The organism is Sphingomonas sp. LR59 (assembly GCF_036855945.1).
Taxonomy (GTDB): Bacteria; Pseudomonadota; Alphaproteobacteria; order Sphingomonadales; family Sphingomonadaceae; genus Sphingomonas.
Map to the genome: position 1 here is coordinate 3,510,001 of NZ_JASPFL010000001.1, position 15,335 is coordinate 3,525,335.

At 60.5% G+C, this 15,335-nt stretch carries 14 protein-coding genes, 1 tRNA gene and 2 rRNA genes (1 of these 17 running past the window's edge); 11 read left to right on the forward strand and 6 right to left on the reverse strand.

Going from position 1 to position 15,335, the window contains the following annotated elements; translation table 11 throughout:
• The 3 genes from QP164_RS16515 to QP164_RS16525 all read left to right on the forward strand — a co-directional run.
• Positions 1–2,470 (forward strand): 23S ribosomal RNA (locus QP164_RS16515) (it extends 328 nt beyond the left edge of the window).
• 221 nt (positions 2,471–2,691) lie between these two features.
• Positions 2,692–2,806: ribosomal RNA gene (gene rrf, locus QP164_RS16520) — 5S ribosomal RNA — on the forward strand.
• Positions 2,807–2,890: 84 nt separating this feature from the next.
• Positions 2,891–2,967 (forward strand) — tRNA-Met (locus tag QP164_RS16525).
• Positions 2,968–3,284: 317 nt separating this feature from the next.
• On the opposite strand, the gene QP164_RS16530 is transcribed toward QP164_RS16525, so the two are convergent.
• Positions 3,285–3,416, reverse strand: a complete 132-nt coding sequence (locus QP164_RS16530; RefSeq protein ID WP_333923824.1) for a hypothetical protein — start codon at positions 3,414–3,416, stop codon at positions 3,285–3,287.
• Between QP164_RS16530 and QP164_RS19905 the strand changes: the two genes are divergently transcribed.
• Genes QP164_RS19905 through QP164_RS16540 form a run of 3 tightly spaced genes read left to right on the forward strand, consistent with a single transcriptional unit; the run spans position 3,372 to position 5,415 of the window.
• The gene (locus QP164_RS19905) at positions 3,372–3,590 is read left to right on the forward strand and encodes a hypothetical protein (RefSeq protein WP_443027487.1); all 219 of its coding nucleotides are present in this window, start codon (positions 3,372–3,374) and stop codon (positions 3,588–3,590) included. The genes QP164_RS16530 and QP164_RS19905 overlap by 45 nt on opposite strands.
• Positions 3,521–4,339 (forward strand): hypothetical protein, encoded by an 819-nt coding sequence (locus tag QP164_RS16535; RefSeq protein WP_333923825.1) that lies wholly within the window; start codon positions 3,521–3,523, stop codon positions 4,337–4,339. Before QP164_RS19905 ends, QP164_RS16535 begins: the two co-directional genes overlap by 70 nt.
• Complete coding sequence (locus QP164_RS16540) at positions 4,336–5,415, forward strand: acyltransferase family protein (RefSeq protein ID WP_333923826.1); 1,080 nt, start codon at positions 4,336–4,338, stop codon at positions 5,413–5,415. The genes QP164_RS16535 and QP164_RS16540 overlap by 4 nt, the downstream gene beginning before the upstream one ends.
• Before the next feature lie 102 nt (positions 5,416–5,517).
• Here QP164_RS16540 and QP164_RS16545 read toward each other — a convergent pair whose 3' ends face one another.
• From QP164_RS16545 to QP164_RS16565, 5 genes are all read right to left on the reverse strand, one after another.
• Positions 5,518–6,051 (reverse strand): serine O-acetyltransferase, encoded by a 534-nt coding sequence (locus tag QP164_RS16545; protein WP_333923827.1) that lies wholly within the window; start codon positions 6,049–6,051, stop codon positions 5,518–5,520.
• Positions 6,048–7,076, reverse strand: a complete 1,029-nt coding sequence (locus QP164_RS16550; protein ID WP_333923828.1) for an acyltransferase family protein — start codon at positions 7,074–7,076, stop codon at positions 6,048–6,050. Before QP164_RS16550 ends, QP164_RS16545 begins: the two co-directional genes overlap by 4 nt.
• Before the next feature lie 8 nt (positions 7,077–7,084).
• Entirely contained in the window at positions 7,085–8,398 is a 1,314-nt protein-coding gene (locus QP164_RS16555) for an O-antigen ligase family protein (RefSeq protein WP_333923829.1), read from the reverse strand.
• Between the two features lie 146 nt (positions 8,399–8,544).
• On the reverse strand, positions 8,545–8,793 hold the full coding sequence (locus QP164_RS16560; RefSeq protein ID WP_333923830.1) for a hypothetical protein: 249 nt from the start codon (positions 8,791–8,793) through the stop codon (positions 8,545–8,547).
• Entirely contained in the window at positions 8,751–9,917 is a 1,167-nt protein-coding gene (locus QP164_RS16565; RefSeq protein WP_333923831.1) for an O-antigen ligase family protein, read from the reverse strand. Before QP164_RS16565 ends, QP164_RS16560 begins: the two co-directional genes overlap by 43 nt.
• Positions 9,918–10,037: 120 nt before the next feature.
• Here QP164_RS16565 and QP164_RS16570 point away from each other — a divergent pair, with 120 nt between their 5' ends.
• The 5 genes from QP164_RS16570 (at position 10,038) to QP164_RS16590 (ending at position 15,305) form a co-directional block, all read left to right on the forward strand.
• Complete coding sequence (locus QP164_RS16570; RefSeq protein WP_333923832.1) at positions 10,038–11,279, forward strand: glycosyltransferase family 4 protein; 1,242 nt, start codon at positions 10,038–10,040, stop codon at positions 11,277–11,279.
• Positions 11,276–12,490 (forward strand): glycosyltransferase family 2 protein, encoded by a 1,215-nt coding sequence (locus QP164_RS16575; protein ID WP_333923833.1) that lies wholly within the window; start codon positions 11,276–11,278, stop codon positions 12,488–12,490. Before QP164_RS16570 ends, QP164_RS16575 begins: the two co-directional genes overlap by 4 nt.
• 196 nt (positions 12,491–12,686) lie before the next feature.
• Positions 12,687–13,454, forward strand: a complete 768-nt coding sequence (locus QP164_RS16580; protein ID WP_333923834.1) for a polysaccharide biosynthesis/export family protein — start codon at positions 12,687–12,689, stop codon at positions 13,452–13,454.
• Between the two features lie 37 nt (positions 13,455–13,491).
• Positions 13,492–13,929: a hypothetical protein gene (locus QP164_RS16585; RefSeq protein ID WP_277983824.1), complete on the forward strand. Its 438-nt coding sequence runs from the start codon at positions 13,492–13,494 to the stop codon at positions 13,927–13,929.
• A gap of 77 nt (positions 13,930–14,006) precedes the next feature.
• Positions 14,007–15,305 carry an outer membrane beta-barrel protein gene (locus QP164_RS16590; RefSeq protein ID WP_332755786.1) on the forward strand — a complete coding sequence of 433 codons (1,299 nt, stop codon included), beginning with the start codon at positions 14,007–14,009 and terminating at the stop codon, positions 15,303–15,305.
• Positions 15,306–15,335 lie beyond the last annotated feature (30 nt).

Genomic DNA, 15,335 nt, shown 5'->3' on the forward strand with positions numbered 1-15,335 from the left:
ACTAGTAGAAGTCTTCTGGAAAGAGACGCCATAGCGGGTGACAGCCCCGTATACGAAAGTGAGAATTCAGGACTCGAGTAGGGCGGAACACGTGAAATTCTGTCTGAACATGGGGGGACCACCCTCCAAGCCTAAATACTCGTATGTGACCGATAGCGAACTAGTACCGTGAGGGAAAGGTGAAAAGCACCCCGATGAGGGGAGTGAAACAGTACCTGAAACGGATTGCCTACAAGCAGTTGGAGGGCTTTTATGGCCTGACAGCGTACCTCTTGCATAATGGGTCTGTGACTTAATGTATCAAGCAAGCTTAAGCCGATAGGTGTAGGCGCAGCGAAAGCGAGTCTGAATAGGGCGCCAGAGTTTGATGTATTAGACCCGAAACCCGGCGATCTAGGCATGACCAGGATGAAGGTGCAGTAACATGCACTGGAGGTCCGAACCGATTAACGTTGAAAAGTTACCGGATGAGTTGTGTTTAGGGGTGAAAGGCCAATCAAGCCGGGAAATAGCTGGTTCTCCGCGAAAACTATTGAGGTAGTGCCTCGCACGAACACCTTAGGGGGTAGAGCACTGGATGGGCTAGGGGGTCGCGAGATCTACCAAACCTAACCAAACTCCGAATACCTAAGAGTGATATGCGGGAGACAGACGGCGGGTGCTAAGGTCCGTCGTCAAAAGGGAAACAGCCCTGACCTACAGCTAAGGCCCCCAAATCGTATCTAAGTGGGAAAGCATGTGGGACTTCCAAAACAACCAGGAGGTTGGCTTAGAAGCAGCCATCCTTTAAAGAAAGCGTAACAGCTCACTGGTCTAAACAAGAGGTCCTGCGGCGAAGATGTAACGGGGCTCAAGATACGTGCCGAAGCTTAGGGTGTACCACTGATGTGGTACGCGGTAGCGGAGCGTTCCGTAAGCCTGTGAAGCGATCTGGTAATGGGTCGTGGAGGTATCGGAAGTGCGAATGCAGACATGAGTAGCGATAAAGAGGGTGAGATGCCCTCTCGCCGAAAGACCAAGGGTTCCTGCGCAAGGCTAATCCGCGCAGGGTGAGCCGGCCCCTAAGACGAGCCCGAAGGGGGTAGTCGATGGGAACCACGTTAATATTCGTGGGCCTGGTGGTGTGTGACGGATCATGTGTGTTGTCATCCCTTATCGGATTGGGATGGCTTCGAAATGGTTCCAGGAAATAGCCCCACCGTATAGACCGTACCCGAAACCGACACAGGTGGTCAGGTAGAGTATACCAAGGCGCTTGAGAGAAGTGTCCTGAAGGAACTCGGCAAATTGCCTCCGTACCTTCGGAAGAAGGAGGCCCTCACTATGCGCAAGCACTTTGAGGGGGCACAGGCCAGGGGGTAGCGACTGTTTAGCAAAAACACAGGGCTCTGCTAAGTCGGCTTCAAGACGACGTATAGGGCCTGACGCCTGCCCGGTGCCTGAAGGTTAAGTGGAGGGGTGCAAGCTCTGAAATGAAGCCCAGGTAAACGGCGGCCGTAACTATAACGGTCCTAAGGTAGCGAAATTCCTTGTCGGGTAAGTTCCGACCTGCACGAATGGCGTAACGACTTCCCCACTGTCTCCAGGACATGCTCAGCGAAATTGAATTCTCCGTGAAGATGCGGAGTACCCGCGGTTAGACGGAAAGACCCCGTGCACCTTTACTGCAGCTTCAGAGTGGCATTAGGAAGAAACTGTGTAGCATAGGTGGGAGGCTTTGAAGCATCGGCGCCAGCTGATGTGGAGCCATAGGTGAAATACCACCCTGTTTGTTTCTGATGTCTAACCTCGTTCCGTAAGCCGGAACAGGGACCCTCTGTGGCGGGTAGTTTGACTGGGGCGGTCGCCTCCTAAAGAGTAACGGAGGCGCGCAATGGTGGGCTCAGGACGGTCGGAAACCGTCTGTTAGAGTGCAATGGCATAAGCCCGCCTGACTGCGAGACTGACAAGTCGAGCAGAGACGAAAGTCGGTCATAGTGATCCGGTGGTCCCTCGTGGAAGGGCCATCGCTCAACGGATAAAAGGTACGCCGGGGATAACAGGCTGATAACCCCCAAGAGCTCATATCGACGGGGTTGTTTGGCACCTCGATGTCGGCTCATCACATCCTGGGGCTGGAGCAGGTCCCAAGGGTTTGGCTGTTCGCCAATTAAAGTGGTACGTGAGCTGGGTTCAGAACGTCGCGAGACAGTTTGGTCCCTATCTGCCGTGGGCGTCGAAATTTGAGAGGAGTTGACCCTAGTACGAGAGGACCGGGTTGAACATACCTCTGGTGTACCAGTCGTTCCGCCAGGAGCGCAGCTGGGTAGCTATGTATGGACGGGATAACCGCTGAAAGCATCTAAGCGGGAAGCCTCCCTCGAGATAAGATTTCATAGAGCCGTCGGAGACCACGACGTTGATAGATCGGATGTAGAAGTGCGGTAACGCATGGAGCTAACCGATACTAATTGCTCTATTCGCGCTTGAGAGTCTCACACCATCAATGACAACACTGGGTCACCAGTAGCGACAAACGATGCGTGCGGATGATTAAGACGACGCCAGATTGCCAATCCCCTCGCCGTCGAGGGATTGGTCAAATACCACTACAAACCTTGCACGGTATCGATTTTAAAACCCTGTCCCGGCGAAAGCCGGGGCCAGGGTACCCATAGCATTCCCCAACGTATCGTCGCACCGGCTCCATTGCCTGGTGGCTATAGCGTCGGTGTCCCACCCGATCCCATTCCGAACTCGGCCGTGAAACCCGACTGCGCCAATGGTACTATCGCTCAAGCGATGGAAGAGTAGGTCGTCGCCAGGCATTGAAGCCCGTGCGGCAATACGTAACACAGAACGCTTGAAACCCATTCACCATGTCTCATACCCCCTTCGCGAAAGCGAATGTCGCGGGGTGGAGCAGCCCGGTAGCTCGTCAGGCTCATAACCTGAAGGTCACAGGTTCAAATCCTGTCCCCGCAACCATCTTCTACGACACTCCCAACCCTGTAGCGCAAGCTCCGGGGCCGTTGGCGTTTCTGTATCTATATATGCAGGCAGTCTTCGAACATCGCAGGTCACGGCAAACCGAGCCACCCACGATTGCCCCACCTCGTCCGTCCGCGAATCCGAGCGAGATCAAATTCAATAAATCCTGCGGGTGTTTCAGGTCCCGCGCCATATTCTCTTTCGAGATCCTAGCTAATCATCCGACGCCGCTTTGCATAACCGTCGCATAACACCCGCATTTACAACGGCTCTTTACACCAATAAGTGCCCGACCAACGGGCGCCGTCCCGAACCTACTGGAGCAACACATGGCGCGCGTTGATGTCGTTATGCCCGTGCGAAACGGGGAAGCATTTGTCGAGGACGCCATCCGATCGGTGATGGTGCAGACCGAGCGCGACTGGCGGTTGATCGTCCTGAATCATGCGTCGACCGACGCGACCGGGGAGATTATTGATCGGCTGGGGGGAGGATCGTCGCGTACAGCGTCAAGATTGTGGTCCTGCCATGACGCTGTCGGATGTCCGCAATGCAGGGTTCGATCGGAGCGACGCACCGTTCGTCCTGCTCCACGATGCCGACGATTTGTCGGTCCCTGAGCGAGATCGCGGTGCTGCTGGCCGAGATGGAGCGCCTGCCCCATCTCGTTCTCGTCGGCAGCAATTACGTCACCGTCGATACCCAGCTAAAACCACTAGGCACGCGCAAGCTGCCAAGCGATCCGGATCGGCTTGCGGTGGCTGCCCTCTTCAGCAACCCGATCGCGCAGCCTACCGTAATGCTGCGACGTCTCGCGCTCGACAAGGCCGGTGCGCGCTACGGCAAGACCTTCCTCACGCCATCCAGAGGGCCCGCGCCAATGACGGTGGCGACGCTGGTCGAGGATTATCTGATGTTCGGCCAACTCGCGATCGAGGGGCTGTGCGCCACCGTGGCCGAGCAGCTCGTGCTGTACCGCTGGCATGGCGGCAATACGAGTTCGGTCGGCTTTCAACGCCAGATGGAGCTGTCGCTGGACATCTCGCGTCACCTGATGGCGCTGGTCGCGGCAACGCGGGGCGTGGCGTATTGCGATCCGACCCCGTTCTGCAACCATGGCGCGCGACTAGAGCCTGCGTCCGGTACGGACCTGGCCGAGCAATGGCACCCCTTGCGTCAGGCAATTCTGGCGGCGTTCGGCGACACGCCCGGCGTCCGTCGAGAATTGGCCTTCCGTAGCGTTTTGGGGACCCGCAGCCTGCCCGCGATGCTCGCCAGATTCGCCCGGTTCAGCCTGTCCCACCGACCCGACAGCGATGAGCTCGCAACCATTCGCGCATACGCCGCCAAGACGGTCCGTCGTCGATGAGCGGTATGACAGGGTCGAAGACCGTGGGTGCGGAAAGGCGCGGTACGTCGCGGATCGAATATCTCGAGACGCTGCGGGGGTTTGCCTGCCTTTTGCTGGTGGCGTTTCACGTTGTCGGCGACAGCCCGATCCGGGGGCTACGGCTGCCCGCGGACCATTGGCTGTCGATCGCCAATCATGCGCTCCACGTCGTACGGATGCCGCTGTTCGCCTTTATCTCGGGGACGGTCTTCGCATCGTTCGTGCCGAATGCCGGTGCCTGGCGGGGCAAGGTCCTGGCGAAGGCCAGACGATTGTTGGTACCGATGGCATCGGTAAGCGCGCTGTCCTGGTGCATCCAGTCGCTCGTGCTCCACAATGCGACGCCGCCATTGTGGCAGATCTTCTTCTTCTCGTACGATCAGTTCTGGTATCTGCAGGCGACGTTCGTCCTGATGGTCGCGATCCTGACCGTCAGTCTGCTCCTGCCAGGCCGCGATCTTGCCCCCTATGCGCTGGCGCTGGTACCGATCGGATATTTCTATCCGCTGGTATCCGCGTGGCAGCCCGACGTCTTTTCGGCCGGGAAAGCCGTGTACCTCGCGCCCTATTTCCTGCTGGGACTCTTCATGCGTCGGCATGACCTGCTGCAGGGGATGCGGGGGCTGGATACGCTGCCGGGCCGGGTATTGCTGGCGATCGGCGTGTTGGGCTTGATGCTGGTTGGCATCAACGCCGATGCCGCCGGCCACAGCCTCGTGGGGTCGATGCTCGGCTATACCGCCGGGCTGGCGATCTGCCTGTTGGCGGTGTCGATCCGGGCGCGGGTGTCGTGGCTGGCGTGGATTGGCGGCAAATCCTATCCGATATTCCTGTTCCACGTCCTGTTCGCGGCGGGGACGCGGATCGCGCTGCAAAAGATTGCGCCCGGCATGCCGGTATTGTTCTATTTTGCCGGCGGTCTTGGTGCCGGGCTGATCGGACCGATCATCATGGGCGAGGTGCTGATCCGAAACCGCATCACCGCACTGCTGTTCCTGGGCATCCGGTCGCGCGCCGCCGGCAAACCGGGCCTGGAGATGGCGACGCCGCGCTGATCGGCCGCGTAGCGGTACTGCGCGACGGCTGCGAGGTGAGCATGGACTGTGTGGTCAGCGTTGCTGCGTGCGCATCCGCAGTCGCAGCCGTAGCAGCTTAGGCTAGGGGCGGGGCGTGGGCATGCGGATGGTTGCCGGGTTGCCGACCGCGCGTGCACCGGGCGGGACATCGCCGAGCACCACGGCATTGGCACCGATCACGGCATCGTCGCCGATCGTGACGGCGCCGAGGATGACGGCACCGGCGCCGACCTGCACGCGGTTTCCCAGCGTCGGCGCATCGAGCGGGCGCCGTTCGCTACGGTTGCCGAGCGTGACGTTCTGACGCAGTAGGCAGTCGTCGCCGATCACGCTGGAGCCATGCACGACGATCCCGCCGAAATGCTCGATCCGCAACCGCCGCCCGATCCGCGCGGTTTCCGGCAGCGAGATACCGCACCGCACCTCGACCCACTTGCCCGCAAGCTTGGTCCATATGCCCCATATCGTGCGAACGATCCCGCGCCGGCGCGCCAGACGGGGCGCCGACAGCCGATAGACCGCCAGCGCCCAGAAGCCCTGGGACAGCCAGCCCTCGCGGTGATTGCGTCGATCTTCGCGGAGCAACGCGAACGGCCCAGGATTCGGCTCAGTCATGCGGATGCGTTGCTTATATGCGACGCTTTATAGCGTGCTGCCAGACGATGCCCGAAATCGGTCGACGGTCGCTCCAAGTAGCGTGTGCTCAGATGCGCGATTACAAAGGTAATCAGGAAACTGAGTGGTCTCTTGAGGTACCGCTCTGTCCGGTCGCCCGAACCCAACCATCCCGCATATGTGATGGGATGAACCACATATAATGCGTAGGAAATCGTGGCGAAGTACCGCAAGATTTTGCTTTCTAGAACGCGTCGATAGCCGGAATGAGGATAGCCGAAAGACAGGCCGACCAAGCCGGCTGCGAAATAGGGCCTCAAATAAGCGAGTAGGGGCACGGTATGGCGCACATATTGCTGGGTCCCCGCCAGGAGCAGCACAATCAGCAACGCCGATGCGGCGCCTGAGGCCTTCCCTAGCGCGACGGGTTTGCGTCCGGACAGCAATAGCGCGAGCATTGCGCCAGCCAGGATCTCGTCGACACGGTCGAACGTGGTTACGCCGACTGTGGTCCCGCGCCACACACGTGCCACGGTGATCGCAATCCCACACAACGGCAGCAGATAGAGTCCCTTGCGACGAAAAACCGAAACGATCAGTGCAATGAACATATAGAACTGCATTTCGATGGAGAGACTCCAGAAATGCGGTGCGTATCGCAAATAATATTGCGAAAGATTCGCATAGAAAAACAGGTTGGCTACGACGATGTCCATAGGACGTCCCGGGGCAATCAAAACGAAGGCGATGAACGTCCAGGCGAGTGGCACGATGCGAAACAGGCGTTTGATTAGGAACGTCACGACCGTCTGATCTCTCAGCAACGTGGTCGTTATCAGGAATCCGGACAGCACAAAGAATATCGCCATTCCCGCAGCGGCGACGGCTTCGTTTAGAAAATACGCTTTTGGCCCGATCGGGAGCATATGACCCGCGAGAACCATTAAGATGGAAAGCCCCCTCCATCCGTCAAGCACCGCGAGGTGTGCTTTGGCGCGGGGGTCGTAAGCAAATTTTTCGGTCATCGTACCTTTTACCGCAGGCCACCAATCATAAGCTGCGGTTGACGCCGACTTGCAGTCAGCCAGCTAGGAAGGCTTGGAGCCTGCCCTATTATACACCCAAGTATGAAGACAAACTCTACGTTTACGGACAGATAATACAGCATATTGTCGCTGACGGACACGACCGCATAACCGACTATCGCTAGGAAAATATACAGTTTTTCCGACGACGTTGTAGCCCGGAACAGGCTCACGGCAACGATGCTGACCAGGAGATAGACGAACGAAAGCATGAGCACGAGGCCGCCTTCGAAGATCGTTTGGACATACACATTGTGCGCACCGCTTCCGTTGGTGCTGGTGAGGGCGAAGAAGTCCCGCGACAGCGGCGCAAAAGACGACAGGCCATATCCGAACGTCATTTTGCGTTCGATCCAAGGCCATGCCGCCTGCCACAGGTAGCGACGCCATGTTCCAGAATCGACTTCGACGAACTGCGATGCGTCAACGTCACCGTGCGATATGCTGACCAGATATGCATAGCTCATTTCCGGTGCGCCCTCCGCCGCATTGGTAATGCGGTCCATTACGCCCGGAACCAACATGGCGAGCGGTCCCGCCAATAATATCGGTATCAGATACAGAGGACGCTGAAACGCCGTGTAGACGATCAAGAACAACGCCGTCGCCACATAGGCAGAGCGCGTGCCGGTGAGTAGAAGCTCCAGTGCTGCAACAACGAGCAGTATCCAGACAGCATTGCGTTGCCATCCGCCGCGTAGGTAGTTGCTGAGCTGCGCATGATACAGGAACGATATGTAGATCATCATGAAGAAGGCGAGAATATTCGGATGCGTGAAACTAGCCTCCAGCCGTTCTCCCATATCGCCTAACGCGATTTGTATTAGGCCGGTTGCCAATGGCACCACGCCTGACAGTGCAACCGCCAGCGTCAATACACGTCGCCCGATATACGGCGCATAGTACAGCGCGAGCATGGATACTGCTGCGAAGGTCAGGTAATTGAAGAGAACTTGAATGGCTTCCGCGAACACTGGAGAGTGCACCGCTGCGATCAACGCTGCCAGCAAGAATGGTGCCCAGATAATCGCTGCTGTGCGGATGACGGTTTGTGCCCGTCGATCCACGAGTAGCGCATGGAGCATCACCAAGCTGGCCAGGGCCACGAACAGGAAATTGAACAGGAATCCTGGTGTGATGCTGAAAGCACCAAGATTCATCCGACCAAGACCGAATAAAGGATCCAGCGAAGGACGCGCCACCAGCATAGGCAGTACGATTGATACGAACGGCAGCGTTCGTCTTTGGGGCACGGCGATCATGGAGCGATGTTCCCCCGGTTGCGGACCGGCTCTCACCTCGGTCCGACTCTAGTAAGCCCTGGCTCTTCCAGTACAGGCCATCGCGTTGCGGCGACGGCGAGATACCTCTCCATTGGCGCCGCGTTTTGCATTATCGCTGCGGGGTTTCAAGCGCTCTGCGATCCGTTCGCCGCCAGTCGCCTTCGCTTCGTAGCTAAACGTGCCTGCGAGTGCCATCGCCGTGAATCATCCGCCCCGACGCCGCGGATCGCGAACAGGACGAAGAACAGCGAGAGGTTGGCGGACAGGTAATAGAGGATGTTGTCGCTCGCGAGAACGATCGCATAGGCGAGCACCAGGAGAAGCGCGAAGATCAGCTCGCCGCGTCCGAACGGGAGATTGGCCGCGTTCTGCAAGGCAGACGCGATATACGTCCACAGGAAGCCGAGCAGCAGGACGCCGCCGCCCTCGAACACGAGCTGCAGATAGGTGTTGTGCGCGAAGACCTCGCTCTCGCCGTTCGGCAGCAGCGCGAAGAACTGGCTCGAATAATGCGGGAACGACGCGAGCCCGCTGCCGAGCAGGGATGGCTCGTGACCCACGGCCATGCCGATTCCCAGAGGTAGCGACGCCATGTCCCCGAATCGACCGCGACATACCCCGAATCGGCGATATCGCCGCGCGCGACGCTGACGAGATAGTCATAGGTGAAGACCGGTGGGCCGCTGGTCGCGTCGCTGATCCGGTCGAGTACGCCCGGCACCAGCAGCGCGAGCGGTGGCAGGATGATGAGCGGTATCAGGTAGATCGGCCGGCGCAGGGCGGCATAGAGAAACAGGAAGACGAACATCCCGGCATAGCCCGCGCGCGTGCCGGTCAGCAGCAGCGCCAGCAGGCCGAGCGCGATCGACAGCCACAGGACCAGACGCGCCCCGGCACTCTGTAGGTAGGCGCTGACCTGCGCATGAAACAGGAAGGCGACGTAGATCAGCAGGAAGAAGGCGAGGATGTTGGGATGCGGGAAGGTGCCCATGACCCGCGTGCCGGCGCCGCCGGTGGCGGCCTGGAACAAGGCGGTCAGGATCGGGATGACGCCCGACGCCGCGATCAGCATCGTCAGTCGCTCACGGCCGATATGCGGTGCCCATGTCAGCGCCAGCAACGACACTGCCGCATAGGACAAATAGTTGAAGAGAACCTGCAGCGCCTGCGCCGGGACCGGCGATCGCGCTGCCGCGATTCCCGCCGCCACCAGCATCGGTGCCCATATGATCAGCGTCGTCACGACCGCGCGATCGGGCGTGCGGTGGACCAAAGCGGCATTGACGGCGATCGCTGCGGCGAGGCCGACGAGCAGCAGGTTGAACAGGAAGCCCGCCGACAAATTCAGGGCGCCGACCTGCATCGTGACGCTGGCAAAGATCACGTCGAGCGAGGGGCGCAACGCGATCAGCGCGAGTATCCCCCACGCAAAAGGCGGCAATCCAGTCGCGATGCCGAGCGGCGTTTTGGCGATACTATCGGAACCGGACTGGACCATATTCATCCTTTGCCACGATGGCACATTGAGATGTTCACGCTTGTACAACACCACTTGCGAGCGACCTGAGGTATTGATAGCGCGTGCGGCGGCCGCGGGCCTGAACTGGAGGTGCGGCGCATGAACGTTGGCTATTTTACTAATCAATATCCTAAGATTAGTCATACCTTCATTCGGCGTGAGATCGCCGCAGTGGAGAATCTTGGGACAACCGTCGAGCGTTGGGCGATCAGGGGCTGGGATGCCGAGATCGCGGACCCGCTCGACGCGGCAGAGCAGCAGCGTACGCGGTATCTGTTGCGGGGCGGGGCGATCCCGCTCCTGACCGCGGCGTTCCTAGAGCTGCTGCGGACGCCAAAGGCGTGGTTCGCGGCGTTGCGCCTGTCGTTCCGGATGATGAAGCGGTCCGATCGTGGGCCGCTGCTCCATCTCATCACCTTTCTCGAGGGGGCGATGCTGTCGCGGGGCATGCAGGCGGCCAAGCTCGATCATCTTCACACGCATTTCGGGACCAATGCCGCGGAGATCGCGATGATCGCGTCGTGCTTGAGCGGCGTGCCGTACAGCATGACGGTGCACGGGCAGGGCGAGTTCGATGCCCCCGTCGCGCTCAAGTTGAACCTCAAGGTCGCGCGGTCCGCGTTCGTCGTGGCAATCACCAATTATTGCGCGAGCCAGCTCTATCGGTGGGCCGAGGTCGCCGATTGGGACAAGATCCATGTCGTGCACTGCGGTCTGTCGCAGGCGTTTCTGGAACAGGTGCCGACCCCCGTACCGGCGGTTCCGCATTTCGTGAACGTCGGGCGGCTGGATCAGCAAAAGGGACATTTGATCCTGGTCGAGGCGGTGGCACGGCTGCGGGCTGCCGGGACGCCCGTCCACGTGACGCTGGTCGGCGACGGCGATGCCCGCGGGCAGCTCGAAGCGGCGATCGCGCGTCTCGGGATCGCGCAGGATGTCACGATCACCGGCTGGGCCGACGAGGCGGAGGTGCGCGCGCATATCGTTGCCGCGCGCGCGATGGTGATGCCGAGCTTCGCCGAAGGGTTGCCGATCGTGGTCATGGAAGCGCTCGCGCTTGGCCGCCCGGTCCTGGCCTCGAACGTCGCGGCGATGGCGGATCTCGTCGTCAACGGTGAAACCGGCTGGCTCTTTTCGCCAGGGTCGGTGGATGCGGTAACGCGGGCGATGGCCGATTGCATCGCAACGCCGGTCGAGACGTGCACCGCGATGGGCGAGCGCGGCCGGGCCTTGATTCGCGACCGTCACGACGCGTCACGCGAGGCGCGCAAGATTTACGATCTGATGACCACCTATAAGACAGCCCATGAGACGGCCCATAAGATGGAACGCCGCGCATGACGCTCTTGAGTGCGGTGCTGGTCGTGATCGCGCTGGTGCCGCTTCCGGCGAGCATGCTGCTGGCGGCACAGATGTTGGCCTCGCTGAAGCGTCGACCGGACCGCCTCCAGTCGCGGACGGGAACGGAAACAGGGGCGGCCTGTCCCGCCTTCACGGTCGTGGTGCCGGCGCATGACGAAGCTACGGTCATCGCCGCGACGATACGCTCGCTGCGTGCGCAGTTGCGCCCCGACGACCGACTGCTGGTGGTCGCCGACAATTGCACCGACGATACCGCCGCGATCGCGCGGTCCGAAGGGGCCATGGTGACCGAGCGGTTCGACGCCGACCGTCGTGGCAAGGGCTATGCGTTGGAATGGGGCGTCCGCCACGATCTGGCGCGGGCGACCGCGGTCACGATCGTCGTCGATGCGGATTGCCTGGTCAGTCCGGGTGGGCTGGAGGCACTGGCACGCGAGGCGGCGGTGAGCGGCCGGCCGGTGCAGGGTGATTACCTGCTCGAGGCGCCGGCTGGCGCAGGGCCGGGCACACGCTTCAGCGCCTTTGCGATTCGGATCAAGAACCGGGCGCGGCTGCTGGGTTCGCAGCGACTCGGCATTCCGTGCGTTCTCACCGGCAGCGGCATGGCGTTTCCGCGCGCGGTACTCGACGACATCCACCTGGGATCGGGCGAAATCGTCGAGGATCTGTTGATGTCGGTCGACCTGGCGCTCGCCGGCGCACCGGCACGGTTCTGCCCCGATGCGCGGATCACCAGTCCGTTGCCGCTCGATCGCGCCGCAGCGGATGGTCAGCGTGCCCGGTGGGAGCGCGGGTATCTATCGGTCGCGCGCCGCTTCGCCTGGCGCCTCGTCGCTGCGGGGGTGCGGCGTCGTTCGCCCCGGCTGATCGGCATGGGTATCGACATCGCAATTCCGCCGCTCAGCCTGTTCGCGGTCGCATTGATGGGTTTGGTCGTGGTCACGCTCGCCGGCATGCTGTTCGGTGCGTCGCCCGCGGGCTTCATCATTGCAGCGATCCAGCTCGCCGTGTTTCTCATCACCGTGACAACCGGCTGGCTGGTATATGGTCGAGACCTGCTCAACTTCGGCGACTTCATCGCCTTGCCGCTGAAAATTTTCGCCAAGATTCCTTTTTATGTCCGGCTCGCACGGCGCCCGCAGCAGGGTTGGGTACGGACCGCGCGCGATAGCGAGGATCGCGAACCCTAGGCAAAATGCGGTGGGCTCTGGCGCATCTTCGTCACAGGCGATCGAATAGTAAGAATGGGGCCATGGCGTTCCGGGAAAATTGCCTTAACAGGCCCCCCGCGACTGTCTGGACGGCCAGTTTTCTGACCTGTTCGATGGCCGCATCGCGCCAATCTTTTTTACGTGCATTCAGACGATTGTCACGAAGTGTCCCATAATGCTGCATCGAGCGGTGAATCGCAGCAGGCAAGTTGCCGATTTGTCGCGCCTGGAATATGACGAGCCGAAGGAATGGTGGCTAATGCATTTAATTCGCTCAATGTTATTTGCGGTATTGTTCGCGTCGGGATCGCTCGCCGTGGCGCAGCGGCCGGCCGATCCGGTGGCACCGGCGGGTAAGGTTCAGTCGTCGACGCCTGCTACGGCGACGGCGACGGCGACCTCTGCCGCCCCGCCTGTCACGGCATCGGCAACGGCCTCGGCAGGGGCATCGCCGGGTTCGACGACGGTGTCGGATAGCACGCAGGACGATTATCGACTCGGCGTGGCGGACAAGATCCGCATCATCGTTTTCAATGAGGAAACGCTGTCCGGTGAGTTTTCGGTAAGCGATTCGGGAACGTTGTCGCTGCCGCTGATCGGTGACGTCCAGGCACGCGGCCGTTCGCCGCGCGAAGTCGTCAAGGACATCACCGCCAAGCTGGCCGACGGGTATCTCCGCGAGCCTCGCGTCAGCCTCGATGTGCTGACCTATCGCCCGTTCTACATCATGGGCGAAGTGACCAAGCCTGGCGAATATCCTTACACAAACGGCCTGACCGTAATGAATTCGGTCGCGCGCGCAGAGGGTTTCACCTACCGGGCAAATAAGGGAAAAGTGTTTATCAAGCGCGCGGGAGAGACCGAAGAACGTCGCTATCCGCTGCAGGCTGATTTGCGCGTTTACCCCGGGGACACGGTACGAATTGGCGAACGCTTTTTCTAAACGAGCGGGCTTAGGGGCGGGTAAAGAGAGGGATACGATGAAGCAGTTTTCTAGGGCGATGGTCGTTGTCGCATTGAGTGCGGTCGCACTGCCGACGGCAGCGAACGCCGTGCGTCCGGTCGTGCGTGCAGCCGAGCCGGACGCATTGGCGGTCCAGTCGGTCATCGCGGCGTTGCGCGGCGTGATGCGTGCACAGGCGGCCAGCGCCACGTCTCAGGACATCGAGGCTGCGCTCGTCTTCGCGCTCGACCAGCAACAGCAACCGGCTCCGGTGTCTCTCACCGCGCTGAACTATCTGCTGGGTAACCCCGACTATGCCCACAAGGTTCGGGCGGCGTTGGTGAACGTGCGCCTTTCGGTGCGACGTGGACAGCGCGGTACGGCGTCGATCGCCGACGGTGGCGACCCGACGTTGATTGCGGGGCCGATCGTGACCGGCGGGAACGCCGGCGCGACGTATTCGGCACCGAACTAAAGCCAGACGGGCCCGGCCCGCTTTTGACCATCGCGGGAGCAAATGGATCCCGCCTTTGAATAGCGCGGGAGCGTATCATGATTAAACGTTACGCGGCCGCTTGTGTCGGCCTTTCTTCGCTCTGGACGGGGGTCGCCGAGGCCCAGATCTACATCAGCAACGATCCGATCGATGCTGTCGTCCCCTTGATCTACAACCGCGGTCGCAACGAGAGCGTTCTCGATCGACCCAGGCCCGAAGTGAACGCAGTCGGCGTACCGCTCGGCAGCTTTACGGTCTTGCCCCAATTTACCAGTCAGCTGGGGTATACCAGCAACGTTCTGCAGACCGCGGACAATCAAAAGTCCGACGCGTTCGTGCGGTTTCAGCCGCGCCTGCTGGCGAAGTCGAACTGGTCGTTGCACAGTCTGCAGCTCGAGGGCGCGGGCGATTTCGTCCGCTACGCCGACCAGACCGCCCGCAACGAAAACGGCTGGAGCGTCAGCAGTCGTGGTCGCTACGATGTGAACGGTGACATCGCGATCAGCGGGCAGCTCGATACCGCGCGCCGGTACGAAACGCAGTTCTCCGGCGCCTCGCTGGTCAACGTCCTGACGATCACGCCGTATCAGCGCTCGCAGGCCAAGCTGCTGGGCGACGCACGGTTCGGCCGGATTCGTGCCGTGCTGTCCGGCGACTATACCGACTATAACTTCAAGTCGGTTCGCACGCTCGACAATGTCGAAGTGTCGCAGGACGGGCGTGACCGCAAGGTTGCGCGCGGCGCGGGCCAGTTCGAATATGGCTTGAGCCCGGACGCCGGCGTTTTCGTCCAGCTTGGTTATACCGACACGAGCTATCGCCTGCCGCTGACGTTCGACCAGCCGAGCCGCAGCTCGCACGAAGTGCGTGCACTGGCCGGCGTGACCTTCGATCTGACCGCGTTGATGCGCGGTTCGTTCGGTGCAGGGTATATCACGCGCAATTTCGACAGCGCGGCGTACAAGACCGCCAAGGGTCTGACGATCGATGCCCGGCTGGAATATTTCCCAACGCCGCTGACGACGGCGACGCTGGCCGTCAACCGCACGGTTCAGGATGCGACGCTGGCTAGCGGCGGCTTCTTCAACACCACCACGGCGTTTCGTCTCGACCACGAGCTGTTGCGCACGCTGTTGCTGAATTACGCCGTGTCGTACGAAGTCGATACGTATATCGGCATACCGGGCAAGGCCAAGATCGGGCAGGTGAGCGGCGGTGCACGCTATCTCATGAACCGACTGCTGACGGGCAACCTTGATCTGACCTATGCAAACCGCAAGAGCGATTTTGTCGGCGTGAACGGTCCGCGATTGTCCGAATTCCGGGCGCTCGTCGGCGTCGCGATCCACCGCTAAATCACCGCTAATCACGTACGGAGACGTAAA